Below are 22874 nucleotides of genomic sequence, written 5' to 3'. Positions count from 1 at the left end.
TGGCTCGCCTTGCCCTCGAAGTCCGTTGTCGTCGCCAAGGCCGGCCTCTCGCCCTTTGACATGCACCGGGAATTCCGGACTTTGGGGTGGAAAAGTCAAATGCCGTCCCGAGGCCCTGCTCTGCGGCGGCGGCATTTGCGCAAGGCGGCGGGCGCGCCGCAACGCGACCACCCAGAGGCTCCTTGGCCCGCAAGCGCAGCCTACGCCCTTCTTCTCTTTGAAAATACGCCCGCCGGAGGCGGTCCTGCCCGTGCCTCCCGCTCAGCGGTCCGAGGGATGGTTCACCCCGTCCGACCAGGCGATCGGCTCGTGCTCGGCCGGGTTCACCCCCTCGATGCCGCCCATGTTCACCCCGAACTCGTTCGGGTTCGAGCGACGCCGGTGGTACATGTAGATGCCGCAGACCGAGCAGAAGTAATGCTGCGCGGTGTTGGTGCCGAACTGGTAGAGCGTCATCGTCTCGGCACCCTTCACCACCTCGACCCCGTCCTTCGGCGCGGTCACCGCCGCGGCGCCGCGGCGGCGGCAGAAGGAGCAGTCGCAGCGGCGGGCGGTGTTCAGCCCATCGCTCAGCGTCACCCGCAGCTCGCAGGCGCCGCAGTGGCAGGTGACCTTCACCGGCCCGTCCGTCAGTGTCTCGACCATGGACCCTTCCTTCCGTTCTGGCGGGCTCCGGCGCGCGGGATATGGGTGCGGCCGATGGCGTAGTTGGCTGCGGGATGCGGCGGCACGCCGTGGGTGCGGTTCCAGAAGGCCGGGCCGCCGCGCGCCAGCCAGACCGGGGCGATCATCACGAGGCCCGCGACGAAGCCGCCCACATGCGCCCAGTAGGCAACGCCGCCCTCGGCCCCGGCGCTGCCGATGCCGCTGAAGATCTGCATGCCGAACCAGACCGCCAGCAACAGCCAGGCGGGGATCGGCAGCACCTTGAAGATGATGATCAGGATGATGAGGATATCGACCCGCGCCTTCGGGAAAAGCAGCAGGTAGGCCCCCATTACCCCGGCGATCGCCCCAGAAGCGCCGACCGTGGGCACCGCAGAGCCGGGGTCGGCAACATATTGCAGCAGCGCCGCCGCGACGCCCGAGGCGAGGTAGAACAGCAGGTAGCGCAGGTGCCCGAGCATGTCCTCGATATTGTCCCCGAAGATGAACAGGAACAGCATGTTGCCGAAGAGGTGCATGAAACCGCCATGCAGGAACATCGAGGTGAGGATGCCGGTGTAGCCGTAGCCTTCCGAGATATGCGACGGGAAGAGCGCCCACCGCTCGAAGAAGGCATCGAGCGCCCGGGGGTCGCTGAACAGCGACCAGTACCCGAGGAAGATCACCGTGTTGGCGATGATCAGCGCGTAGGTGACATAGGGCGTGCGCCCCGAGGGGTTGTGGTCGCGGATCGGAAACATGCAAGGCAGAGTGGCGCGCAGGGTTCTGGCGTCAAGTGCGGATCGTGTCGGGGCCCGGAAAAGCCTTCCGGAAAAGGTGGTCGTGTCATTTCCCTGCGGGCGAGCCGTCCCCGCGGGGACGGCAATCGGCGGGGGCACCGCGGGTGTTGCGCTGGTGTCTTGTCCCCGCTGGGAGGGGCGGTCTGGCGAGACCCTCCGCCCGTGTGTCCCCGCAGGGACGCGTCACGCCGCGGGGAGGCGGAGTGCCTGTCCGCGGCGGGAAGCGTGACGGCACTGGCCGGCCTCAGACTTCCTGTCCCCGCGGGGACGCGTGGTCTCGGAGGGCTTTGACCAGCGCCGCGACCTGCGCGGCATTGTCTTCCGCCGGGCTGCCGTCCGGGCGCTCGATGTTGTTCTCAAAGCCGATGCGCATCCCGCCGCCCAGCTCGGCGGCACGCAGCAAGCAGGCCTGCTCGCTGCGGCCGAAGGCGCAGGCGGCCCATTGCACGTCCTCGGGCAGGGCTGAGGCAGCCGCGAGGAAGCCGTCCAGCTCCTCGGGGCGGGCGAGGGTGGGCGGCGCGTAGCGGCCAAGCACGAAGAGCACCTGTCGCGGGGCCGGGATCAACCCCTCTGCCCAGAGCGACGCCAGCCGGGTCACCTGATCGGGTGCGTAGAGAATGTGCTGCAGCGCGATGCCGGCCTCCTCGGTCTCGGCGTAGAAGCGTTGCGCCTCGGCATCGGGGCCGGGGTCCGGCCACATCTCGCGCAGAGCGACGGAGACGCCCTCGGGCTGCACGTCGCGCACCAGCGCGCGCTGTTCGGCGGGGCTGTAGCGGCCCACAGCCTCTGTGGTGATCTGCACGGGCATCTCGGGGAGGACGCGGGCCATCTCGGCGAGCAGTTCGCGGTAGAGCCCGGCGTCGAGCACGTGGTGGGCCTCGGAGTCGCGGACGTGGGCGTGCAGGGCTTCCGCCCCGGCTTGATGTGCGGCCGTTGCTGCAGCAACGGTCTGCGCCACGGTCTCGGGCAGGGCAGGGTGGTCGGCGCGCGTGCGGCGCGCGCCGTTCGGGGCCAGCATGATGCGCGGCAGCGCGGCCAGTCGGCTCATGCGGCAATCGCCCGGTCTATCGCCCGCGAGAGCTTGCCCACCAGCTCGCCGATCTGCTCTTCGGAGATGATGAAGGGCGGGGCGAGCAACACGTGGTCGCCGTGCTTGCCGTCGAGCGTGCCGCCCGCCGGGTAGCAGATCAGCCCCTCGTCCATGGCGAAGCGCTTCACCTTAGCGTTGATCTTCAGCGCCGGGTCGAAGGGCGTCTTGGCATCGCGGTCGGCCACCAGTTCGACGCCGCGGAACAGCCCGCGGCCGCGGATGTCGCCGACGTGCGGGTGCTGGCCGAGCGTGTCAGTCAGCGCGGCCTGAAGATACGCGCCGCGTGCGCGTACCTGCGGCAGCAGGTTCCGCCCGAGGATGGCGGTCAGCACCGCGCGCCCGGCGGCGGCGGCCAGCGGGTGGCCGTGGTAGGTGTGGCCGTGCTGGAACGCGCCCGAGCCTTCCGCGATCGCCTCGTAGATCTGCGCGGTGCAGAGCATCGCGCCGATCGGCATGTAGCCCGCGCCGAGCCCCTTGGCGATGGTGACGATGTCGGGCGAGACCCCGTCCTGCTCGCAGGCAAAGAGCGTGCCGGTGCGGCCCATGCCGCACATTACCTCGTCGAGGATCAGCAGCACGCCGTGGCGATCGCAGATCTCGCGGATGCGCTTGAAATACCCCTCAACCGCCGGGACGGCGCCTGCCGTCGCTCCGACGACGGGCTCGGCGATGAAGGCCATCACGCTCTCCGCCCCGAGCCGCTGGATCTCGGCTTCGAGCTCGTCCGCCGCGCGCAGCCCGTAGGCCTCGGCGCTTTCGCCCTCTTCGCGCAGGCGGTACTCGTAGCAGGGCGCGATATGCGAGGTCTCGACCAGCAGCGGCGCGTATTTCTCGCGCCGCCAGGCGTTGCCGCCGGCGGCCAGCGCGCCGAGCGTGTTGCCGTGGTAGCTCTGGCGGCGGGCGATGACCCGGTGGCGCTGCGGCTGGCCGGTCTCGAGGAAATACTGGCGGGCGAGCTTGATCGCCGCCTCGACGGACTCCGAGCCGCCGGACAGCAGGTAGACCCGGTCGATGCCCTCGGGGGCGTGTTCGACCAGCAGGTCGGCGAGGCTTTCGGCGGCCTCCGAGGTGAAGAAACCGGTGTGGGCAAAGGCCAGCTGGTCGAGCTGGGCGTGGATCGCGGCACGCACGTCCGGGTCCGAATGCCCGAGGCAGGACACCGCAGCGCCGCCGGAGCCGTCGAGGTAGACGCGCCCTTCGGCGTCATGGATATAGCATCCCTCGCCGCGCACCGCCCTTGGCAGCTGCGCGTTGGAGCGTCCGAAGACATGTCCCATTCAAAGTTCTCCGATTATTCGCCGCGCACGACGAAGACAGACTGTTTGGCATGGCGGACCACCCGGGCGGCGTTCGGCCCCAGCAGGTAGTCGGCAAGCTCCGGGGTGTGCGACGAGAGCACGATGGCATCGACCTTCAGCTTGTCCGCCGCGTTCAAGATCTGGTCGTAGATGCGACCGTGCATGACATGCGGGTGCACCTCCACCGCGTCCGGTACATTGGCATTCACCCAGTCCTTGAGCTTGCCGCCGACTTCCTTGAGGGCGCCTTTCTCGAAGCCCTCCTTGAAGTAGCCCGAGACGACGGACATGCCGAAGTCGGGCACCACGGTCGCCACATGCAGCACCATGCCCTCGCCACCGAGCTGCAGCGCGGTGGGCAGCGCCTTGCTCCAGCTTGCGGGGGCCGAGAGGTCGATGGGAAGCAGGATCGTCTTGTACATCACGAGGCTCCTCAGAAGGCCGGCACGGTCTGGCGGCGGCGTTGCATCAGGATCACCAGCCCCAGCAGCAGCAGGGCGGGGATGTAGAAGACCTGCGCCGGCAGCCGGTCCTGTGGGACGAGCACCGAGGCGAGCTGCACCGGCTCATCGGCGTAGAAGTCGAAGTTCGCCAGCTTCTCGGCCGTGGGGGTGCCGAACATCGGCTCGTCGAGCTTCACCACGTCGCCCTCGGGGAAGAGCATCAGGCCGGAGTTGTCGATCCGCTCCTGCGCAGTCGCCCCATGGGCGTCCATGACCAGCGTGGTCGAGGCGGTCTGCCCGGTGTTGAAGTCCGGCCCGGCGATCTCCAGCCGGATGCGGCTGCCCTCGGGCAGGTCGGCGAGGACCTGCTCGAACTCCGCTGGCGGGATGTTGTGGAACGGGCTCTGCACCATGTTCAGCCAGACGTTGGGCACGAAGAGGGTGAAGGCCACGAGCAGCAGCGCGGCGCTTTCCCAGATCCGCGACCGGGCGAGGAAGTAGCCCTGTGTCGCGGCGGCAAAGAGCAGCATGGCGAAGGTGGCGACCACGAAGACGAAGGCCGCGTGCGCCACGCCCGAGGCGGTGCCGAGATCGACCCCGTAGAGGATCAGCGTCGGGTTGAAGATGAAGAGGAAGGGCAGGGCGACGGTCCGCAGGCTGTAGAAGAAGGCGGTGAAACCGGTCTTGATCGGATCGCCTCCCGAGACCGCCGCGGCGGCAAAGGACGCGAGGCCCACGGGCGGCGTCACGTCAGCCATGATGCCAAAGTAGAAGACGAAGAGGTGGGCCGCGATCAGCGGCACGATCAGCCCCTCCTGCGCCCCGAGCGAGACCACCACGTTGGCCATCAGCGAGGAGACCACGATGTAGTTGGCGGTGGTCGGAAGCCCCATGCCGAGGATCAGCGAGAAGAGACCCACGAGGATCAGCATGATGATCAGGCTGCCGCCCGAGAGCTGCTCGACGAGGCCGGCAAGCTCGGTGCCGATCGGCGTCTTGGTGACCGTGGCGACGATGATCCCCGCCGCCGCCGTGGCGACGCCGATGCCGATCATGTTGCGCGCCCCGGCGATGAGCCCGTCGATCAGGTCGTGCCAGCCGTTGCGGAACTCCTCGGCCATGCGGGCGCCCTCGCCGCGCATGATCGCCTTGAGCGGACGCTGGGTGATGATGATCAGCAGCATCAGCGCGGTGGCGTAGAAGGCGGATTTGGCGGGACTCTGGCGTTCGACCATGAGGAACCACACCAGCACGATGATCGGCAGGATGTAGTGCAGGCCGGTGGCATAGACCTCGCCGACGGTGGGCAGCTTGATGTTGGGATCGCTGGGGTCGTCCACCTCGAGGTCGGGGCGGCGCGCGGCGATGGCCAGGAGCCAGAGATAGACCGCCGCCAGCACCAGCATCATGATCGGGCCCGAGAGCCCGGGGGCGACCGACTTCAGCGCACCCACCGAGTAGATCAGCGCGGTGAAGCCCGCACCCGCCACGGCGAAGCCGATGAAGAACTTGAGGATCATGCCGGAGAAGGACTTCGCCTGCCCGAGCGCCGGCATGTTCTTCTTCAGCGCCTCGAGGTGCACGATGTAGACCAGCGCGATGTAGGAGATCACCGCCGGAATGAAGGCGTGCTTGATCACCTCGACGTAGGAGATCCCGATGAACTCGACCATCAGGAAGGCGGCGGCGCCCATCACCGGCGGCATGATCTGCCCGTTCACCGAGGAGGCGACCTCGACCGAACCGGCCTGTTCGCTGGTGAAGCCGACGCGTTTCATCAGCGGGATGGTGAAGGTGCCGGTGGTCACCACATTGGCGATCGACGAGCCCGAGATCAGGCCAGTCATGGCGGAGCCAACGACGGCAGCTTTCGCGGGACCGCCGCGCAGGTGGCCGAGCCCGGCGAAGGCGAGCTTGATGAAGTAGTTGCCGGCGCCTGCCTTATCCAGCAGCGAGCCGAAGAGCACGAAGAGGAAGACGAAGGCGGTCGAGACCCCGAGCGGGATGCCGAAGACCCCGGCGGTGTCGAGCCATTGCGCGTTGATCAGCGCGGTGAACGACAGGCCCTCGTGCTCGATCAGCTCGGGGATCAGCCAGCCGGTGCCCATGTAGGCATAGAGCAGGAAGAGCGCGCCGACGATGGTCAGCGCGGGCCCGAGCGCGCGGCGGCTGGCCTCGAGCAGGATCAGCAGGCCCACGGCGCCGATGATCACCTGGAACTGCGTCGGCAGGCCCGAGCGGGCGGTCATCGCCAGATGGTCGGAGAACAGGAAGACGTAGAAGGCGCAGAAGCCGCCGACGGCCATGAGGATCCAATCGGTGAGCGGCACGCGGTCGCGCGGCGAGGATTTCAGCGCCGGGTAGGCGAGGAAGGCCAGCAGGATTGCAAAGGTCAGGTGGATGGGCCGGGTCTGCGACGAGTTGAGCGCCGGGAAGACATCGGCGAACCAGAGCTGCGGCTGGGCGATCCAGAGCTGGAACAGCGACCAGGCCAGCGCCAGCCCGGCGATCAGCATCGCGACGGCGCGATTGGTCGGCGCGCGGGCACCGCTGTCGGTGCTGGCAACGAGATCCTGAAGCTCTTCGTCGCTGAACTGGCGACCGCCGTGGTCTTGTCCGCCCTGCTGTGGATTGTCGGTCATGCTGCGCGCCCCTCTGATGCCGCCTTCCTTGAAAGCCCGGGCGCTAGATCAGCGCCCGGGCCGGGTGTCACACGCTGTCGCGCGGGCTTACTCCATCAGGCCCGCTTCTTGGAAATAGCGCTCCGCCCCGGGGTGCAGCGGCGCCGAGAGGCCGGCGCTGGCCATCTCGGCCGGGTCGAGGTTGGCGAAAGCCGGGTGCAGGCCGCGGAACTGGTCGATGTTGTCGAAGACCGCCTTGACCACCTGATAGACGACCTCTTCCGGCACGTCCTCGGAGGTCACGAAGGTGGCGCCGACGCCGAAGGTGTGCACGTCCTCGTCATTGCCGCGGTACATGCCGCCGGGGATGGTGGCGGTGCGGTAGAACGGGTTGTCGGCAACCAGCTCGTCGATCGCCTCGCCCGAGACCTCGACCAGCACGGAATCGCAGGCGGTGGTGGCTTCCTGGATCGAGCCCGACGGGTGGCCGACGGTGTAGACCATGGCGTCGATGTTGTTGTCGCAGAGCGCCTGCGACTGTTCCGCCGCCTGCAGTTCGGAAGCCACGGCAAAGTCGTCCATGGTCCAGCCGAGCTTTTCCATCAGCACTTCCATGGTGCCGCGCTGGCCGGAGCCGGGGTTGCCGACGTTGACGCGCTTGCCCTTGAGGTCCTCGAAGGTCTTGATGCCGGCGTCGGCGCGGGCGACCACGGTGAAGGGTTCGGGGTGCACCGAGAACACCGCGCGCAGGCCCTCGAAGGGGCCGGTTTCCTCGAAGCGCGAGGTGCCGTTATAGGCGTGGTACTGCCAGTCCGACTGGGCGACACCGAATTCCAGTTCGCCGCCGCGGATCGCGTTGATGTTGAACACCGAGCCACCGGTCGACTCGACGCCGCAGCGGATGCCGTGCTCGGAGCGGCCGCGGTTCACCAGACGGCAGATCGCGCCGCCGGTCGGATAGTAGACGCCCGTCACGCCGCCGGTGCCGATCGAGATGAAGGTCTGCTCCTGTGCGGACGCCGCGCTCGCGCCGAGCGCGGTGGCGGCGGCAACAAGCGCGCCGATCAGAGGTTTGGTCATGTGGTGTGTCTCCCTGAAGTGGTCCGAGATTCGGCTCTCGCGTGTCAGTGAAACATTTCATTGCGTAGGGTCAAGGTAAACAATACAAATGTATCACGCCGGCCAACGCCACCACCTAAATCGAAATGTCTGTGCGTAAAGACCTCGGGAGGCCGAACTGCCGACACCTTCTTCCCTAGACGATCTCGCCCGCGCCCTGCGCCAGCTTGGGCGCAGCGGTACGCCGCGGGTCGCGGCGCTGGCGCGCTGGGCGTCCGACCAGCCGGAGGAGATTGCGCTGAACTCCGTGCGCGGCCTCGCGGACCGCTCGGGGGCCAATGCGAACACGGTCGTGCGGCTGTCGCAGGCGCTGGGATTCGCGGGCTACGAGGCCTGCCGCAACGCTTTTCAGGATGCGCTGCGGCAGGGCGGCGAGATCTACGGCAAGCGCGCCGAGGAGCTGTCGGGCAAGGACAGCGCCTCGGTGCTGGATGCGATCCGCGAGGCGGGGCATCGCAATCTGGACTCGGCCTTCACCGCTGAGAGCCGGGACGCGATCGACAAGGCGGCACGGCTGATGCTCGGGGCCCGGCAGGTCTACGTGGTGGGGGTGCGCAGCTGCTACGCCATCGCCGATTACCTCGGCTACACCGCCCGCATGGCGTTTGACAATTTCGCGCCGCGCGCCGGCACGCCGGGGGACATCCGCGACCGTATCGCGCTGGCCGGGCCCGAGGACGTGGTGCTGTCGATCAGCTTCCGGCACTACTCGGTCGAAACCATCGCGGCGCATGAGCTGGCGTTGCGGCAGGGCGCGCGGACGATTGCCATCACCGACGATCCCAAGGGGCCGCTGGCGCGCGGGGCCGACGTGGTGATGCTGCCCGAGATGCACGGGCCCCAGCCGCTGCCGAGCATGATAGGCACCTTTGCCCTCGCCGAGGCGCTGGTGGCGAGCATGGTGGTGCAGTCCGGGGAGGCGCTGGCCAACATCACCCGCTTCGAGCAGCGTCTCCAAGAGGCGGGAGCCTATCGCTAAAACGGTTGGAGCAGAGCGCTTCTGCGCCCGGAATCAAGCAGAAGGCACCGGGCGAGCGTCTGCCGGTCCCGGCGGGCTGGCGCTTTTTCATCGTCGCAAAGTGGTCGAAAGTCGCACCGGTTTGTCGAGCATAGCGCGCCCACTTCGCTCGTCGCAGCGCCATCCCGCGGGCAGCAGCCCGCCCGGCGCGCGCAGCGCTACTCGCAAGATCACTCCCGCGACAGCGCCACCACCGGGTCGAGCTTGGCGGCCGAGCGGGCGGGCAGGTAGCCGAAGATCACCCCGATCAGCGTCGCCGAGCCGAAGGCCGCGGCCACCGTCGCGCCCGAGTAGACCAGCCGCATCGACGGGGCGAGCACCCCCAGCACCGCGCCCAGCCCGTAGGCCAGCGCCACGCCGAGCGCGCCGCCGATCAGGCAGACCAGCACCGCCTCGATCAGGAATTGCGCGGTGATGTCCGAGCGCCGTGCGCCCACCGCCTTGCGGATGCCGATCTCGCGGGTGCGCTCGGTGACCGAGACCAGCATGATGTTCATCACCCCGATGCCCCCGACGAAGAGCGAGATCAGCGCGATGGCCGAGATCAGCCATGTGAGGGTCTTCGAGGTGCTCTGGATGGTCTCGCGGATCGTGTCCGTGTTGGTCAGGAAGAAGTCGACCTTGCCGTGGCGCCGGGTCAGGACCTCGGTGATCTCGGCCTCGGCCTGTGCCATGTCGTAGCCGTCGGCCACCTGCACCGAGATCGAGTCCACCGTGCGGCTGCCGGTGATGCGGGCCATGGCGGTGGTGTAGGGGGTGAAGACCTTGATCGACTGCGGCCCGAAGCTGGCGCCCGAGGAGGTCACCACGCCGATCACCTGCAGCGGGACGCGGCCGATCATCACCCGCTCGCCAATGGGGCTTTCGCTGCCAAAGAAGGTCTCGGCGGCGTCGCTGTCGAGCACGGCGACCTGAGCGCGGGCCTGAAGGTCGGCCTCGGTGAAGGCGGCGCCCTCGGTCACCGTGTAGGCGCCGAGCTGGAAGTAGCCCGCCGAGACGCCCTTGACCGAGGCCGAGGCGCTGGTGCCGCCGTGGATCACCGTGGCGCTGGTAGAGACCTCGGGGGAGACTGAGGCGGCGAAGTCCAGAGGTGCCAGCGCGTCGGCGTCGCCGCCAACCAGCGTGTCGACGCGGTTCGCCCGGCGGTCGCCGAAGCCGGTGCCGGGCCGGATGTCGATGGTCGAGGTGCCGATCGAGGCGATGTTTTCCAGCACGGTCTGCTGGCTGCCATTGCCGAGTGCCACCACCGAGACCACCGAGGTGATGCCGATGATGATCCCGAGCATGGTGAGGAACGAGCGCAGCTTGTGTGCCGACATGGATTTCAGCGCCATGCGGGTGGCCTCGCGCAGCCGGTCGGCAAGCGCGCCGAGGCCGGAAGCGGCGGGGTGGTCGGTCCCGACACGGGCGGGGGCGGCGTGTGGCCGCTTGCGGGTGTCGGCAACGATCTCGCCGTCGGAGATCTCGATCACCCGGTCGGCGGCCTCGGCGATCTGCGGATCATGGGTGACGAGGATCACCGTGTGCCCCTCTGCGTGCAGTTCGCGCAGGAGCTTCATCAATTCGGCCCCCGAGGCGCTGTCGAGCGCGCCGGTGGGCTCGTCTGCAAGGATCACCTCGCCGCCGTTGATCAGCGCCCGCGCCACCGAGACCCGCTGCTGCTGACCGCCCGAAAGCGCGCCGGGCTTGTTGCCGAGCCGCTCGCCGAGGCCGAGCCGGGTGAGCAGGTCCCTGGCCCGCTCGCGCCGCGCCTTGCGCGCGGCCCCGCGGTAGATGGCGGGGATTTCGACGTTGCCCACCGCATCCAGCTCGGCCATCAGCTGGTAGCGCTGGAAGATGAAGCCGAAATGGTCGCGGCGCAGCTCTGCAAGTTCGAGATCGCTCAGTGCCTGCACGTCGCGCCCGTCGAACCGGTAGCTGCCGGCGCTGGGGCGGTCGAGGCAGCCGAGGATGTTCATCAGCGTCGACTTGCCCGAGCCGGACTGACCGATGATCGCGACCATCTCGCCAGCCTCGATGGAAAGGTCGATGCCGCGCAGCACCCGCACCACCTGTTCCCCTGCCGTGAAAGACCGCTCGACGCCGGAAATCTCTATGAGTGCCATGGCGCGGACCTCACAGGCCCATCATCGGCGGAGGACCGCCACGGCCGCCGGAGCTGCGGGTGGAGCCCGCGGTCGCGGGGGCTGGGGCCGCACCCGTGGAGATGACCTGCTCTCCCGCCTCGAGGCCGGAGAGGATTTCGAAGCGTGTCGCGTCTTTCAGGCCGATCTTGATCTCGCGGAATTCCGGTTGGTCGCCGGTGCCGGGCACCTCGATCCGGTAAAGCCCGTCCCGTCCCTTGGCGGGCAGCAGCGAAAGCGGCAGCGTCGGCACATCCTCGGCGCGACCGAGGAAGATGGTGACGTCCGCGGACATGCCGATGCGCAGCAACCTGTCGTCGTTGTCGACGGTGAACCGCGCATTGTAGTAGATCGCGCTGTCGGTATCGATCTCGTCGCTGTCCTTGATCGACGAGGGTGCGGGTTCGACCGAGGCCAGCGTCGCGGTATAGGTCAGATCCGGCGCGCCGAGCAGGGTGAACTCCACCTCCTGACCGGGCTGCACGTTGACCACGTCGGCCTCGGAGATCTCGGCCTTCACCTCCATGCGGTCCAGCTGTGCCAGCTTGACGATGGTCGGTGCCTCCTGGGAGGCGTTCACCGTGGTGCCCTCGCCGTTGACCACGGCCACAACGGTGCCGTCGATGGGGGCGGTGATCTTCGTGCGTTCGAGATCCAGCTCGGCCGAGGAGACGGCGATCTCGGCGCGGGCCTGCTGCGCCTCGAGCGATTGCAGACCGGCGCGGGTCATCGCCAGCGTCGCCTCGGCGGCCTCCAGCTCGGAGGTGGCCGAGAGCTTCTTGGCGTTCAGCCCCTGCTGGCGTTCGAGGTCCAGCTCGGCCTGGCGGATCTCGGCGGTCTGGCTGTCGATCTCGGCCTCGATCTGCGCCAGCTCGGCCTTGGCCTGCGCCACGGAATTCTGCTGTTCGAGCGAGTCGATGCGGGCGATCAGATCGCCTTGGGCCACGTCGCTCCCGACCTCGACCGCCAGCTCCTCGATCAGCCCAGAGGTGCGGGCGCCGACCGAAACGAGGTCGGTGGCCTCGATCAGCCCTGTGGCGAGCACGGTGCTCGACACGGTGGCGCGGGTCACGGCCACGGTCTGTGGCGCGGCCTGGGCGGGTTCGGAGGTGCGGTCGAGATAGGCCCAACCCGCGCCCGCCCCGATGAGCGTGAGCACCCCGATGATCAGACCTGTCTTGCGAATGCTCATTGCGGACTCCTGAAGCCTTGCCCTTTGCGGCGTTCCCAAGCGGTTACACGGGCAGCGGCGGAATTCCCGTCGCAGAAATCTCCTAAGGTCTCCGCGCTAGTGGTCGCGGAAGAAATACTCGCTGCTGGAAACGGACACCGCCTCTTGAACCCGGAGGGGTTCTTGGACTGCAGTCCAGATAGGGGTCGCGGGCGCAGCGTTCAATGCGGCACCGCGCAGGGCTGCCATGCATGGGGAGGGCAGTTTCCGGCAACGGACACGAAAACACCGCGCCCGGGGGCGCGGTGTCCTTAACTTGCGGTGGGGATGGCTCAGAACCCGAGCGCCATGCCGTCCTTGCGGCTGTCGCTGCCGCCCGAGAGCAGGCCGCTCTCGGTATTGATGCGGATCGCCTGGCTGCCGCCGATGGGGCTGGTCATCACCTTGAGCTTGTGGCCGCGTTTCTCCAGCTCGGCGCGGGCCTCGGCCGAGACGCCCGGTTCGATCTGCAGCTCGCCGCCGTGCGCAAAGCTGCGCGGCGCGTCCATCGCCGCCTGCAGGTCGAGGCCGAGATCCAGAACGCCCGACAGGAAGGCCGCATGGCCCGCTGCCTGGTACTGCCCGCCCATGACGCCGAAGGGCATGACGACCTCGCCGTCCTTGCGCACCATGCCCGGGATGATCGTGTGCATCGGGCGCTTGTTCGGGGCGATGGCGTTGGGGTGGCCGTCGATCAGCCGGAACGACGCGCCGCGCGAGTGGAAGAGCACGCCGGTTTCCGGGTCGAGCCGGGTGGAGCCGAAGCCGTGGAAGATGGAGTTGATGAACGAGAGCGCGTTGCCCTCGGCATCGACGACGCAGAGGTAGATCGTGTCCTTGTGCTCGGGCTCGTCCCAGAGCGCAGGTGGAAGCGCGCGGGACATGTCGATGCGCGCGGCGAGCTTGTCGACCACCTCGTCCGAGAGCAGGGTCTCGACCACGTCCGGGCAGCTGGCCGGGTCGCCGATCAGCGCGTCACGGTGGTGGTAGCCGAGCTTGGTGGCCTCGGCGTGCAGGTGGATGCGGTCGGCCTCGGACATCTGCCGGCCCATGTCGAACTTCGACAGGATGCGCAGGATCAGCAGCGCGGCGAGGCCCTGGCCGTTGGGCGGGCATTCGACCACCTCGTGCCCGGCGTAGCTGGCCGAGATCGGGTCGGTCCAGAAAGCCGCATCGGTGGCCGCGTGGAAGTCCTCGACGGTGTGCAGCCCGCCGAGCGATTGCAGATGCGCCGCCATCTTCGCGGCGGTTTCGCCCTGATAGAAGCCCGCGGCCCCCTTCGCGGCAATCTCGCGCAGGCGGTCGGCGAGCAGCGGCTGGGCGTGGCGTTCGCCCGCGACGGGTGCGCGGCCGTTTGGCAGGAAGACCTTGGCGGCATGTTCGTCACCGCCGATCAGCGCGGCTTCCTCTGCCCAGTCCTGTGCCACGCGCGGGGTCACGGCGTAGCCGTTCTCGGCATAGCCGATGGCGCGGGCGAAGAGCCGGTCGAGCGGCATGGTGCCATGGTCGGCGTGCAGCAGGCACCAGGCCGAGATCGCGCCGGGAATGGTCACCGAATGCGGGCTGGTCTGCGGGATCTCGTCGGTGAGCCCCGCGTCCTTCAGCGCTGCGACCGTGGCGGCAGCGGGGGCGCGGCCCGAGCCGTTCAGCGCCTTCACCTCGCCGCCCTTCGGCGCATAGAGCGCGAAGCAGTCGCCGCCGATGCCGGTCATCAGCGGATCGACAACGCATTGCACCGCCACGGCGGCAAGGGCCGCATCGACCGCCGAGCCGCCGGCCGAGAGGATCTCGATCCCGGCCGCGGTCGAGAGCGGGTGCGAGGTGGCGATCATCGCCTGCGAAGCCAGCGTGCTAGGGCGTCGGGCGGAGAAGAAGTCAAACATGCGCGGGGTATCCTGTCGGTCGTGCAAAGTGCCGGTTGTCTTTTGCGAGAGAGATGGCGGTCTTCTCGGAGGCGCGTCAAGTGCGGGTTTCCGCAGCCGCCGGGTGGGGCGTCGCGCGTGCCGCGCAGAAACCGCGGCGGCATCGGGCAATTCTTCTGCAGGCGCCCTGCCACGCTGCGGCCGTCGATCCCGGCCCGGACTGTTTTTTTCGGCCCCTGCCTGATAGGTCTAGACCAGCATAGGGAGAGGGAGACGGCATGGCTTTGCTCACCGAAGCACATGAAATTTCGGACATTGCCTTTGGCTTCATGGCCTCCAAGGCGCTCTTTGCGGCGCTGGAGTTCGGCATCTTCGACACATTGGCCGAGGGCCCGCTGAGTGCCGAAGAGCTGGGTGCGGCCTGTGATCTGCACCCTGAGCGGGCGCGCACCTTGCTGACCGCGCTGGCCGGACTTGGGGTGGTCTCGGTGGAAGGCGATCGGTACTCCAACTCGCCCGCCGCGGCCTCCTTCCTGGTGAAAGGCGAGAAATACGATTTCAGCGACTACCTGCGGCTGCAGGTCGGGCGACAGATGTATCCGCTGATGAGCCAGCTGGAACCGGCGTTGAAGGACGCACTGCCCGAGGAGGCGACCGGCTCCTACGCCGAGTGGTTCGCCGACCCGGAGGAGGCACGGCTCTATTCCGACAGCCAGCACGCCGGATCTCTGGGGCCGGCGGGGGTGCTGGCCAAGCGGCTGGACCTGAGCGAAGCACGCAGCATGCTCGATGTGGGCGGCGGCACCGGGGCCTTCTCGATCACCTTCTGCAAGGCCTTTCCACACCTGCGCTCGACCATCGTGGATTTCCCCAACGTGGTGACGGTCGGGCGCGAGAAGGTGGCGGCAGCGGGGCTGTCGGAGCGGATCACCTATCTCGAGGCGGATGCGACCAGCCTCGACTGGCCGGACGGGCAGGACGTGGTGCTGATGTCCTACCTGCTGTCGGGCGTGCCTGCCGAGGCCCATGCGCCGCTCTTCGACGCGGCCTACCGGGCGCTGCGTCCGGGCGGGCAGCTGCTGCTGCATGACTTCATCGTGCGCGGCGACCGCAGCGGCCCGCATCTGACGGCGCTTTGGCAACTGCAGCATACCGCCTTCACCCCGCAGGCTGCCTCGCTGGATGCCGAGGGGCTGGCCGCGGCGCTGGAGGCGGCGGGGTTCGCCGAGGTCGGCGTGCGCGCGATGATCCCCGAGATGACCATGCTGGCCGAGGCCCGCCGCCCGGAGTGAGCTGCCGGGAAATTTGTCGCCATTGACCAAGGGGCATGGCACTCTCCACCCAGGCCGGTTATTTCGATGCCTGAAAGGATTTTGCCATGTATTCCAGAAGTCTCGCCTCCAGGGTGGCCCTCGTCACGCTTGCCTTGCTCGCGGTTGCGTCACCTGCACTTGCCCACACCGGAGAAGCGGCCGCTGGCGGTTTCGTCACCGGCTTCCTGCACCCGATCTTCGGCTGGGACCACGTGATCGCCATGGTCGCGGTGGGTCTTTGGGGGGCGTTCCTTGGCGCGCCAGCCGTCTGGCTGCTGCCGGTGACCTTTCCGCTGGTCATGGCGCTTGGCGGGATGCTCGGGGCCGCAGGCGTGCCGCTTCCGGGGATCGAGACCGGGATCGCCGCCTCTGGGCTGGTGATCGGCCTCGCGGTGCTCTTTGCGGCACGCCCGCCCTTGCCCGTCGCGGCGGTTATCGTGGCCTTCTTCGCGATCTTCCACGGCCATGCCCATGGTGCCGAGATGCCGGGTGCGGTGAGCCCGCTGGCCTATGCGGGGGGCTTCGTGATCGGCACCGGGCTGCTGCACCTCTGCGGCATCGCCTTCGGCGTGCTGACGCGTTCGCGCATCGGCGCCTTCGCGGTGCGCGGCGCGGGCGGGGTAATCGCGGCGCTCGGCGCAGGTTTCCTGACCGGCGCGCTCTGAACATGCGCATAGTGCTCCGGCGCACCCTTCCGGCCGCGGGGATTGCCCTGCTGCCGGGGGCGGCGCTGGCCCATGACGCCTTCGGGGATCTCGGGCCGTTCTACGGCGGGTTGCTGCATCCTGTCATGGCACCGGTGCAGACATTGCTGCTGGCCGCGGTGGCTATCCTGCTGGCGCGCCAGCCGCTGGCCTCGGTCCGGGTCGCCTATCCGGCGGCGGTGCTGGCCGGAGCGAGTGCCATCGTGCTCAACGGGGTCCTGCCGCAGCTGGCCCCCTCAGTACGGTTCGGCGCGATCGCCGCCGTCGCGACCGGAGGGCTTGCGCTTTGGGGCAGGCCGCTGCCACGCTCCCTGCTGCTTGCGGTGGTTATGGCCGTCACGGCGCTCGCCGCCTTTGCGGGTGATCCGGCGGTGCCGACACGCGAGGGCATGCTGGCGGCGCTCGGGGCGATCCTCGGGATCGGGGCCTTCGTGCTGCTGCTCTGGGGGGTCGCGGACATGGCGCAGTCTCGCCTCGGGCGCATCGCAGGTGCAGTGGCCGCCGCATGGCTCATCGCCATCGGCGCTATGGCGGCGGTGCTGCCGGGATGAAGAGGGGCTGACGTTCAGGCCGTTCCGACGGTCTCCGCAGTTTCGAGAGCGAGGCGCAGTCCGCTGGGGCTGATTGGCTTAAGGCAGCAGCCGGCCTGCGGGTATTTCGCGTGAATTTCGTCATCGTAGACATGGCCGGACTGGAACACGAGGCCGACACCCATCTCGCGCAAACGGTCGGCGAGGGGGAAGACCTCGCCATCCTTGAGGCGCACGTCGAGCAGCGCGATGTCGGGACGGCTGTCGCCGAGCGCCGCAAAGGCCTCGGCGAGGCCGGGGAAGGGGCCGATGACCTCATAGCCGAAATCCTCGACGAGCATCTGCAGGTCCATCGCGACGATCACTTCGTCCTCGCAGATCATCACGCGGCCACGGCCGGGGGTCTTCTCACCGCTCGTCAGGGACATAGCGTAGTATCATCCTTCTTTCGTTTTCGCCGAAGTCGACGGAGACCGTGCCACCCAGCTGTACGGCAGACAGTTGGACCAGCGTGGAGCCGAAGCCGGCTTCCCCGTCGTCAGGTTCAACCCGCTCTTCGTGAATTTCGTTCCACACAAGCTCGACAAATTCTCCGTCGCGTGTCCAGCCGACCTCGAGCCGCCCGGGCTTGTGTCCCAGCACGCCGTATTTCGCGGCGTTGGTGGACCATTCGTGCAGCAGCAGCGACAGCGAGGTCAGCTCGTGGGTGGCCACCGGTATGTTGGGGCCGCCGGGGATCAGCTCCATGTCGCCGCGGTAGGGCTCCAGCGAGGCGCGGATTGCATCTTCGAGGCCGAACTTGCGACCGTGCGGGGTCTTTTGCGTCAGGTCGTGCGAGCGTGCTAGGGCGTTGATCCGGGTCTGCACGCCCTCCACCAGATCGGGCACGGAGTCGGCTTTGCGACCGGCCATGCGCACCATGCTCGAGATGATCGAGAACATGTTCTTCACGCGGTGGTTCATCTCGCGCAGCATCATCTCGCGGACGTCCTTGGCGTCCTGCTCCTCGGTCACGTCGAAGATCACCCCGAGCACCCGTTCGGCACGCGGCGTCGAGATGCGGCGTCCGATGACCTGGAGCGAGCGGGCATTCGCGCCCATGGCGTTCATGCGGGCAATGACATCGATGGGTTCGCCGCCGGCGACCGCTTCGTCGATCGCGCGGCGCACGGCGTCGCGGCTGCCCTCGTCGATCGCCTTTAGCAGCGTGTCGAGTTGCAGGTTGTGATCCTCGACCCCGAGCAGGCTGCAGCCGGAATCGTCCACCGTGACCGTGCCAGCGCGCGGATCGCATTCCCAGACCGCCAGACCGGAGACGTCGAGCGCCAGCCGCAGGCGTTCGCCCTCGTGCTTCAGCGCCGCTTCGAGACGCAGCGCGTCGGTCACCTCGGTAAACACCAGCGTCGCGCCGTTCAGGTCGCCGTCGCGGCTGCGGTAGGGGGTGATGACCAGCGACCAGGTGCGCGCCTCGGTGCGGTCGCTGACCCGCAGGTGACGCAGCTCGCCGTTGCGCATCACCTCGCCGATGGCCTGCAGTACCTCTTCATTGCGGCGCAGCGACGAGGTGACCTCGGCCAGCGGCCGGCCCCGGTCGGTGCCGCGGAAGGGATAGATCGACTGGATGGCGTCGGTGAAGTTGCGGATCGCCATCTTCGAGTCGACCACCACCAGCGGCAGCGCGGTGGAGGCGAAGAAGTTGGTCAGGTCGGCATTGGCCACCGACAGCTCGTCGACCTTGCTCTTGAGCTCGTCGTTGACCGTGGAGAGCTCCTCGTTGGTCGACTGCAGCTCCTCGTTCATCGACATCATTTCTTCGTTGGAGCTCTTCAGCTCCTCGTTGGCGGTCTCCAGCTCCTCGACCGTGGTGTGCAGCCGGGCGCGGGTGTCGCGCAGCTCGTGCTCGAGACTCTGCACGTGGCTGTCGGTGGGGTCGAGGTCCTCGAAGCTGTCGTCCTCCAGCGGCTCGAAACGGTCGCGTTCGCGGAACACCAGAAGGATGCTGCCATCCTCCAGCGGGTCGGCGATCAGGTCGAAGGCCTGCGTGCCGAACTCGGACTGCGCTGAGAGATCGCGCGAGATCGTGCGCTTCTTGCTGCGCGCCACCTGCCGCAGGATCGCCGAAAGCGCCTCGCGCACGCCCGCGCGTGCGAGAGACGGCGCGAAATTGTCGCTGTCGGGGCCGGGGGTCACTTCGAGGTATTTCCCCAGCCGCCCGGTGGAGCGCAGGATCTCGCCCCGCAGCGTGACCCGCAGCGTCGGCGGCGCATAGGCCGAGAGGATGCGCTCGGCCACGTCGCTTTCCTGCCAGTCGAGCCGGGCGGGGGGCTCGGCATCCTCGGCGGCATGGCGGCGGCGTGAAGGCTGGCTGCGCTGTGCGCTGCGCAGGTGAAGCGGATACTCGGGGCGGCCATTGTTGCGCTGGAAGACGCGCGCGCTCTGGTCGAGCGGCTTGAAGACATGGTCGTAGCGGCCCACCGTCTCGGATGGGCCGAGGAAGAGCGTGGCGCCCGGCTTCAACGCGTAATGGAAGATCGGCAGCGCGGTCGCCTGCAGTTGGTCACCGAAGTAGATCAGCAGGTTTCGGCAGGAGATCAGGTCGATGTTGGAGAAGGGCGGATCGCGGACGATCGAATGCACCGAGAAGCGGATCATGTCGCGGATCTTGGCCGAGATCCGGAACCGCCCGTCGAGCGCGATGGTATAGAGGTCGCGCATCTCCTCGGGGATATCGGCCAGCGCCGACTGCGGGTAGGTCGCGTCGCGGGCGATGCGCAGCATCTGCTCGTCGATGTCGGTGGCAAAGATCTGGATTTTCGCCGACCGCTTCTGGAGGCGCGCTTCCTCAGCGAACATCATGGCGATCGAATAGGCTTCCTCGCCGCTCGAGCAGCCGGGGATCCAGACGCGGATCTCGTCCTCGTTACCGGAATTGCGCAGCAGCGGAGAGACGCAGAGCGCGCGCAGGCGCTCGAAATGCTCGGGATCGCGGAAGAAGCGGGTGACATTGATCAGCAGCTCACGGAACAGGATCTCGCATTCCTTGGGGTCGGAGCGCACCCGCTTGAGGTAGGCCGCGGCATCGTCGAGATCGAGCACCTGGATCCGGCGCTGCACGCGGCGGATCAGCGTAGACTTCTTGTAGCCGGAGAAGTCATGGCCGACAAAGTTGCGCACCACGCCGCAGATGTCCTCGAGGTGCGCCTCGACGGTATTGGCAAGCTCGCGGTCGGCGGTATCGACGATGGTATGCGCGTAGAATTGGGTGATCGCCTCGACGATCTCACCCGGGCGGCGGACGAAATCCACCAGACCGGTGTTCTGCGCCGAGGTCGGCATGCCGTCGTATTTCGCCGTGGCGGGCTCCTGCACGAGGCAAAGACCGCCGTGTTCCTTGATCGCGCGCAGCCCGGCGCTGCCATCCGCGCCGGTGCCCGAGAGAATGACGCAGGCGGCAAACCGGCCCTGATCCAGCGCGAGGCTCTCGAAGAAATCGTCGATCGGCCGCCGCAAGCCGCGTGGCTGGGCGAACTCTGTCAGGTTCAGCACCCCGTCCGAAACAGACAGCCCGTGGCCCGGGGGGATAATGTAGACGTTGCCGGCCGCGATCTTTTCGCCGCCCGACGCCTGTCGCACCCGCAATTCGGTGTGCCGCGCCAGCAGCTCGGCAAGCAGGCTCTCGTGGTTCGGGTCGAGGTGCTGGATCACCACATAGGCGAGGTTGTTCGAAGTGCGCGCCGCGGTCAGCATCTCGCGGATCGCCTCGAGCCCGCCCGCCGAGGCGCCGATGCCGACGATGCACAGCCGTTCCTTGTCTGCGCTGCCCTCGGCGTCCGCGGTCCCCGGCTGCTGCGTGTCCTTGTCTTTCATTCCCGTCCCGTCGTCCTTGCGCGCTGGCACTGTATCACTGGCTGTCTTCATCAAAGGACAGCCGTGCCATGATCGCAACGGAGTCCGCAATCATTTGCGCCGAACCGACCATCGCCAATCCGAATTCGCGACCGATCTGCTCCACATCGCTCAGTACCCGCTTCAGCTTCTCGTCATTCTGCGACAGGCCGGCGCGGCGCAGGGCCGAGGTCATGTCGAACTGCGAGGCGAGGATGTAGCGCGCCGCGCCGCTGCGGTCGCGCAGCCGCGTCATGAAGACGAAGTTGAAAAAGCTGCTGCCGTCCTTGCGGTAGTTGAGGATCGGGAAGCGGCCGCTGTCCGGTCCTTCGCCGAGGACAAAGTCATGCAGCGGGCGGCGCATCTCCTCGGTGGTGTCCTCGCCCTGCAGAAAGCGGCAGTTCTGGCCCAGCACGTCTTCCTCGGTGTAGCCGGTCAGCCGGCAGAAGGCATCGTTCACCAGGATCAGGGGGGCATCCGCTTCGACGGTCGACACGGCAAGCGCGATACCTGACCGCCGGATGTAGGCGTCGAGCGATCTGGGAAGGCTGTCTTGGGGAGTCATTTCGGCGATGTGGTCTGTTTGCGGAAGGCTGGGAGGGCGGAACGTCGGGCGGATCGCAGGTGGAGCAGGCGCATGGAGCCACCTCCGCCCATTAAATGCGGCACTTCACGTGCAGGGCAAGGCGCGGGCCGCAAAATATGTCTGGCGAGCTGAATGTGTCTGCCCTCCCGCAGGATGCGATTACCAACGGGCCTCCGCCCGCATGGCCACCGGGCCACGCTTGGCTGCGGTCCAGAGGTGCAGGACATCGCCGTCCTCGCGCGCATGGAGCATGAAGGGGCCGGTGTCGAAGATCGTGCCAAGGCTGCGGAAGTCGAACCGGGCGGGCGGTGCACCGCGCAGATCCGTCGCGAACTGCGCCAGCAGCGTGGCCTGCAGCGGTCCATGTACGATCAGCCCCGGATAGCCCTCCGTTCCGGTCGCATAGGGGGCATCATAGTGTATGCGGTGCCCGTTGAAGGTGAGCGCCGAGTAGCGGAACAGCAGCACCGGGTCGGGAATGACCTCGCGCTGCCTGTCGCCTCGCGGTGCAGGCTCGGCCAATGTCGCGGTCTTGCCGTCCTCCACACCCCGGTAGACGAGGTCCTGCCGCTCGGTGACGCAGGGCCCCCGCTCGCCCGAAATGTGATGCCGGACCTTAACAAAGCAGAGCCGGCCGCTTCTGCCCTCCTTGACCGACACATCCTCGATCACCGAGCGCCGGGTGATCGTCTCGCCGATCCGCGGTGCGGCGGCGAAGGAGAAGCCGCCCCCGGCCCACATGCGGCGGGGCAGGGGCATCGGTGGCAGAAAGCCGCCTCGGACCGGATGCCCGTCGGGGCCGAGCTCTGCGCCGGGTCGCGCGGGCTGGCACAGGCACAGGTGGATGAGCAAAGGAGCGATGGCCCCCTCGTGGACCGCCCCTTCTCGGCCGAAGGTCGCGTAAAAGCGTTGTACCAGGGCGGAGGTGAGCAGCTCGGACTGCCGCTCTTCCGTCCCGATCCAACTGCGCAGGTGTTCGAGGTCGATCTCCATGCCGAGAGTTGCGCACGGGGTCGTGGTTGCTGTCCACAAAATCCCGGCGCGATGGCCGTGTCCTGGTGTGAGAGCCGCCAAGTGACGGCCGCGCCGGTGCCCGGTCCGTTGCTTTGCAGTTCGGCGGGAGCATCGGGTTTTGCCTTGGGGCTCGGCTGGCTCAGCCCGGAGGCTCGCGCTGACTCGCCCTGAGACTCGGGTTGAACCGGTCCTGACTCGGGTCTGACTGTGGACAGGCTTGTTGATAACTCTGTGCGTGCCGCAAGATGTGGGTTTCGGGGCGTCTGGCGGACGCCGGGGAAGGCGCGCGGGGCGGCGGGGATGCGCAGAAAATTGCAGGTGTAAGTCCTTGTTTATAGGGTGGTTTGCGAGTTTTTTCGAAAAACCTTCGCACATCCCGGAAAATCCGCTTGCAGCCCCCCGGCACTGACCGTAAAAGCCCCTTCACCGGCGGCGCTGAGGCGCACAACGGGACGCCAGACGGGGCGGCGGCGGAGACGCCAGCGCAGACGAGGCGGTAAGAAATTCGAGAGACGGGCAGGCGGGCGCGCCGAAACTTAGGGCGCACTGGTCTTGTTTTGTCTCTCACGCTCTTTGACATCGCAGATATCTGAAGAGATATGCGGGCGGCACT

18 protein-coding genes are annotated in these 22874 nt (G+C 67.8%); 4 read left to right on the top strand and 14 right to left on the bottom strand.

What is annotated here, in order from left to right:
• Positions 1-261: 261 nt before the first annotated feature.
• The 7 genes from BM397_RS07430 to BM397_RS07400 form a co-directional block, all read right to left on the bottom strand.
• Complete coding sequence (locus tag BM397_RS07430) at positions 262-645, bottom strand: GFA family protein (RefSeq protein WP_092422505.1); 384 nt, start codon at positions 643-645, stop codon at positions 262-264.
• The gene (locus BM397_RS07425) at positions 630-1406 is read right to left on the bottom strand and encodes a rhomboid family intramembrane serine protease (RefSeq protein ID WP_092422502.1); all 777 of its coding nucleotides are present in this window, start codon (positions 1404-1406) and stop codon (positions 630-632) included. The genes BM397_RS07430 and BM397_RS07425 overlap by 16 nt, the downstream gene beginning before the upstream one ends.
• 283 nt (positions 1407-1689) lie before the next feature.
• Complete coding sequence (locus BM397_RS07420) at positions 1690-2493, bottom strand: beta-keto acid cleavage family enzyme (RefSeq protein WP_342707608.1); 804 nt, start codon at positions 2491-2493, stop codon at positions 1690-1692.
• Positions 2490-3812: an aspartate aminotransferase family protein gene (locus BM397_RS07415; protein ID WP_092422499.1), complete on the bottom strand. Its 1323-nt coding sequence runs from the start codon at positions 3810-3812 to the stop codon at positions 2490-2492. The genes BM397_RS07420 and BM397_RS07415 overlap by 4 nt, the downstream gene beginning before the upstream one ends.
• A 14-nt stretch (positions 3813-3826) precedes the next feature.
• On the bottom strand, positions 3827-4255 hold the full coding sequence (locus BM397_RS07410) for a universal stress protein (protein ID WP_092422496.1): 429 nt from the start codon (positions 4253-4255) through the stop codon (positions 3827-3829).
• A gap of 11 nt (positions 4256-4266) precedes the next feature.
• The gene (locus tag BM397_RS07405) at positions 4267-6918 is read right to left on the bottom strand and encodes a TRAP transporter permease (RefSeq protein ID WP_092422493.1); all 2652 of its coding nucleotides are present in this window, start codon (positions 6916-6918) and stop codon (positions 4267-4269) included.
• Between the two features lie 87 nt (positions 6919-7005).
• The gene (locus BM397_RS07400; protein WP_092422491.1) at positions 7006-7977 is read right to left on the bottom strand and encodes a TAXI family TRAP transporter solute-binding subunit; all 972 of its coding nucleotides are present in this window, start codon (positions 7975-7977) and stop codon (positions 7006-7008) included.
• Between the two features lie 286 nt (positions 7978-8263).
• Between BM397_RS07400 and BM397_RS07395 the strand changes: the two genes are divergently transcribed.
• A complete protein-coding gene (locus tag BM397_RS07395; protein ID WP_092422488.1) occupies positions 8264-8995 on the top strand; it encodes a MurR/RpiR family transcriptional regulator in 732 nt (243 codons plus the stop codon).
• 209 nt (positions 8996-9204) lie between these two features.
• Here BM397_RS07395 and BM397_RS07390 read toward each other — a convergent pair whose 3' ends face one another.
• The 3 genes from BM397_RS07390 to BM397_RS07380 form a co-directional block, all read right to left on the bottom strand.
• Positions 9205-11139 (bottom strand): MacB family efflux pump subunit, encoded by a 1935-nt coding sequence (locus BM397_RS07390; protein WP_092422485.1) that lies wholly within the window; start codon positions 11137-11139, stop codon positions 9205-9207.
• A 10-nt stretch (positions 11140-11149) separates the two neighbouring features.
• Entirely contained in the window at positions 11150-12349 is a 1200-nt protein-coding gene (locus BM397_RS07385; RefSeq protein ID WP_092422482.1) for an efflux RND transporter periplasmic adaptor subunit, read from the bottom strand.
• Between the two features lie 311 nt (positions 12350-12660).
• Positions 12661-14250 carry a gamma-glutamyltransferase family protein gene (locus BM397_RS07380; protein WP_092422479.1) on the bottom strand — a complete coding sequence of 530 codons (1590 nt, stop codon included), beginning with the start codon at positions 14248-14250 and terminating at the stop codon, positions 12661-12663.
• A gap of 257 nt (positions 14251-14507) precedes the next feature.
• Between BM397_RS07380 and BM397_RS07375 the strand changes: the two genes are divergently transcribed.
• The 3 genes from BM397_RS07375 (at position 14508) to BM397_RS07365 (ending at position 16797) form a co-directional block, all read left to right on the top strand.
• Positions 14508-15521 carry a methyltransferase gene (locus BM397_RS07375; RefSeq protein WP_092422476.1) on the top strand — a complete coding sequence of 338 codons (1014 nt, stop codon included), beginning with the start codon at positions 14508-14510 and terminating at the stop codon, positions 15519-15521.
• An 86-nt stretch (positions 15522-15607) separates the two neighbouring features.
• A complete protein-coding gene (locus BM397_RS07370; protein ID WP_092422472.1) occupies positions 15608-16207 on the top strand; it encodes a HupE/UreJ family protein in 600 nt (199 codons plus the stop codon).
• A gap of 2 nt (positions 16208-16209) precedes the next feature.
• The gene (locus BM397_RS07365; protein ID WP_092422469.1) at positions 16210-16797 is read left to right on the top strand and encodes a hypothetical protein; all 588 of its coding nucleotides are present in this window, start codon (positions 16210-16212) and stop codon (positions 16795-16797) included.
• Positions 16798-16811: 14 nt separating this feature from the next.
• Here the strand turns inward: BM397_RS07365 and BM397_RS07360 are convergent, their stop codons facing one another.
• The 4 genes from BM397_RS07360 to BM397_RS07345 form a co-directional block, all read right to left on the bottom strand.
• Positions 16812-17204 (bottom strand): response regulator, encoded by a 393-nt coding sequence (locus BM397_RS07360; protein ID WP_092422466.1) that lies wholly within the window; start codon positions 17202-17204, stop codon positions 16812-16814.
• Positions 17185-20643 (bottom strand): chemotaxis protein CheB, encoded by a 3459-nt coding sequence (locus BM397_RS07355; protein ID WP_092422463.1) that lies wholly within the window; start codon positions 20641-20643, stop codon positions 17185-17187. The genes BM397_RS07360 and BM397_RS07355 overlap by 20 nt, the downstream gene beginning before the upstream one ends.
• Before the next feature lie 34 nt (positions 20644-20677).
• Positions 20678-21226: a PAS domain-containing protein gene (locus tag BM397_RS07350; RefSeq protein ID WP_092422460.1), complete on the bottom strand. Its 549-nt coding sequence runs from the start codon at positions 21224-21226 to the stop codon at positions 20678-20680.
• A gap of 180 nt (positions 21227-21406) precedes the next feature.
• On the bottom strand, positions 21407-22240 hold the full coding sequence (locus tag BM397_RS07345) for an HTD2 family dehydratase (protein ID WP_092422457.1): 834 nt from the start codon (positions 22238-22240) through the stop codon (positions 21407-21409).
• Positions 22241-22874 lie beyond the last annotated feature (634 nt).

The sequence above is a fragment of the Alloyangia pacifica genome, from assembly GCF_900116195.1.
GTDB lineage: Bacteria > Pseudomonadota > Alphaproteobacteria > Rhodobacterales > Rhodobacteraceae > Salipiger > Salipiger pacificus.
Note: the sequence above shows the minus strand (reverse complement) of the source record. Positions and strands in the feature narration are given on the sequence as shown.

Coding starts and splice junctions, on each gene's coding strand:
- BM397_RS07390 (WP_092422485.1), bottom strand. CDS start 11,139: ATGGCACTCATAGAGATTTCCGGCGTCGAGCGGTCTTTCACGGCAGGG.
- BM397_RS07385 (WP_092422482.1), bottom strand. CDS start 12,349: ATGAGCATTCGCAAGACAGGTCTGATCATCGGGGTGCTCACGCTCATC.
- BM397_RS07355 (WP_092422463.1), bottom strand. CDS start 20,643: ATGAAAGACAAGGACACGCAGCAGCCGGGGACCGCGGACGCCGAGGGC.
- BM397_RS07370 (WP_092422472.1), top strand. CDS start 15,608: ATGTATTCCAGAAGTCTCGCCTCCAGGGTGGCCCTCGTCACGCTTGCC.
- BM397_RS07365 (WP_092422469.1), top strand. CDS start 16,210: ATGCGCATAGTGCTCCGGCGCACCCTTCCGGCCGCGGGGATTGCCCTG.
- BM397_RS07410 (WP_092422496.1), bottom strand. CDS start 4,255: ATGTACAAGACGATCCTGCTTCCCATCGACCTCTCGGCCCCCGCAAGC.
- BM397_RS07425 (WP_092422502.1), bottom strand. CDS start 1,406: ATGTTTCCGATCCGCGACCACAACCCCTCGGGGCGCACGCCCTATGTC.
- BM397_RS07400 (WP_092422491.1), bottom strand. CDS start 7,977: ATGACCAAACCTCTGATCGGCGCGCTTGTTGCCGCCGCCACCGCGCTC.
- BM397_RS07345 (WP_092422457.1), bottom strand. CDS start 22,240: ATGGAGATCGACCTCGAACACCTGCGCAGTTGGATCGGGACGGAAGAG.
- BM397_RS07375 (WP_092422476.1), top strand. CDS start 14,508: ATGGCTTTGCTCACCGAAGCACATGAAATTTCGGACATTGCCTTTGGC.
- BM397_RS07415 (WP_092422499.1), bottom strand. CDS start 3,812: ATGGGACATGTCTTCGGACGCTCCAACGCGCAGCTGCCAAGGGCGGTG.
- BM397_RS07360 (WP_092422466.1), bottom strand. CDS start 17,204: ATGTCCCTGACGAGCGGTGAGAAGACCCCCGGCCGTGGCCGCGTGATG.
- BM397_RS07430 (WP_092422505.1), bottom strand. CDS start 645: ATGGTCGAGACACTGACGGACGGGCCGGTGAAGGTCACCTGCCACTGC.
- BM397_RS07380 (WP_092422479.1), bottom strand. CDS start 14,250: ATGTTTGACTTCTTCTCCGCCCGACGCCCTAGCACGCTGGCTTCGCAG.
- BM397_RS07350 (WP_092422460.1), bottom strand. CDS start 21,226: ATGACTCCCCAAGACAGCCTTCCCAGATCGCTCGACGCCTACATCCGG.
- BM397_RS07420 (WP_342707608.1), bottom strand. CDS start 2,493: ATGAGCCGACTGGCCGCGCTGCCGCGCATCATGCTGGCCCCGAACGGC.
- BM397_RS07405 (WP_092422493.1), bottom strand. CDS start 6,918: ATGACCGACAATCCACAGCAGGGCGGACAAGACCACGGCGGTCGCCAG.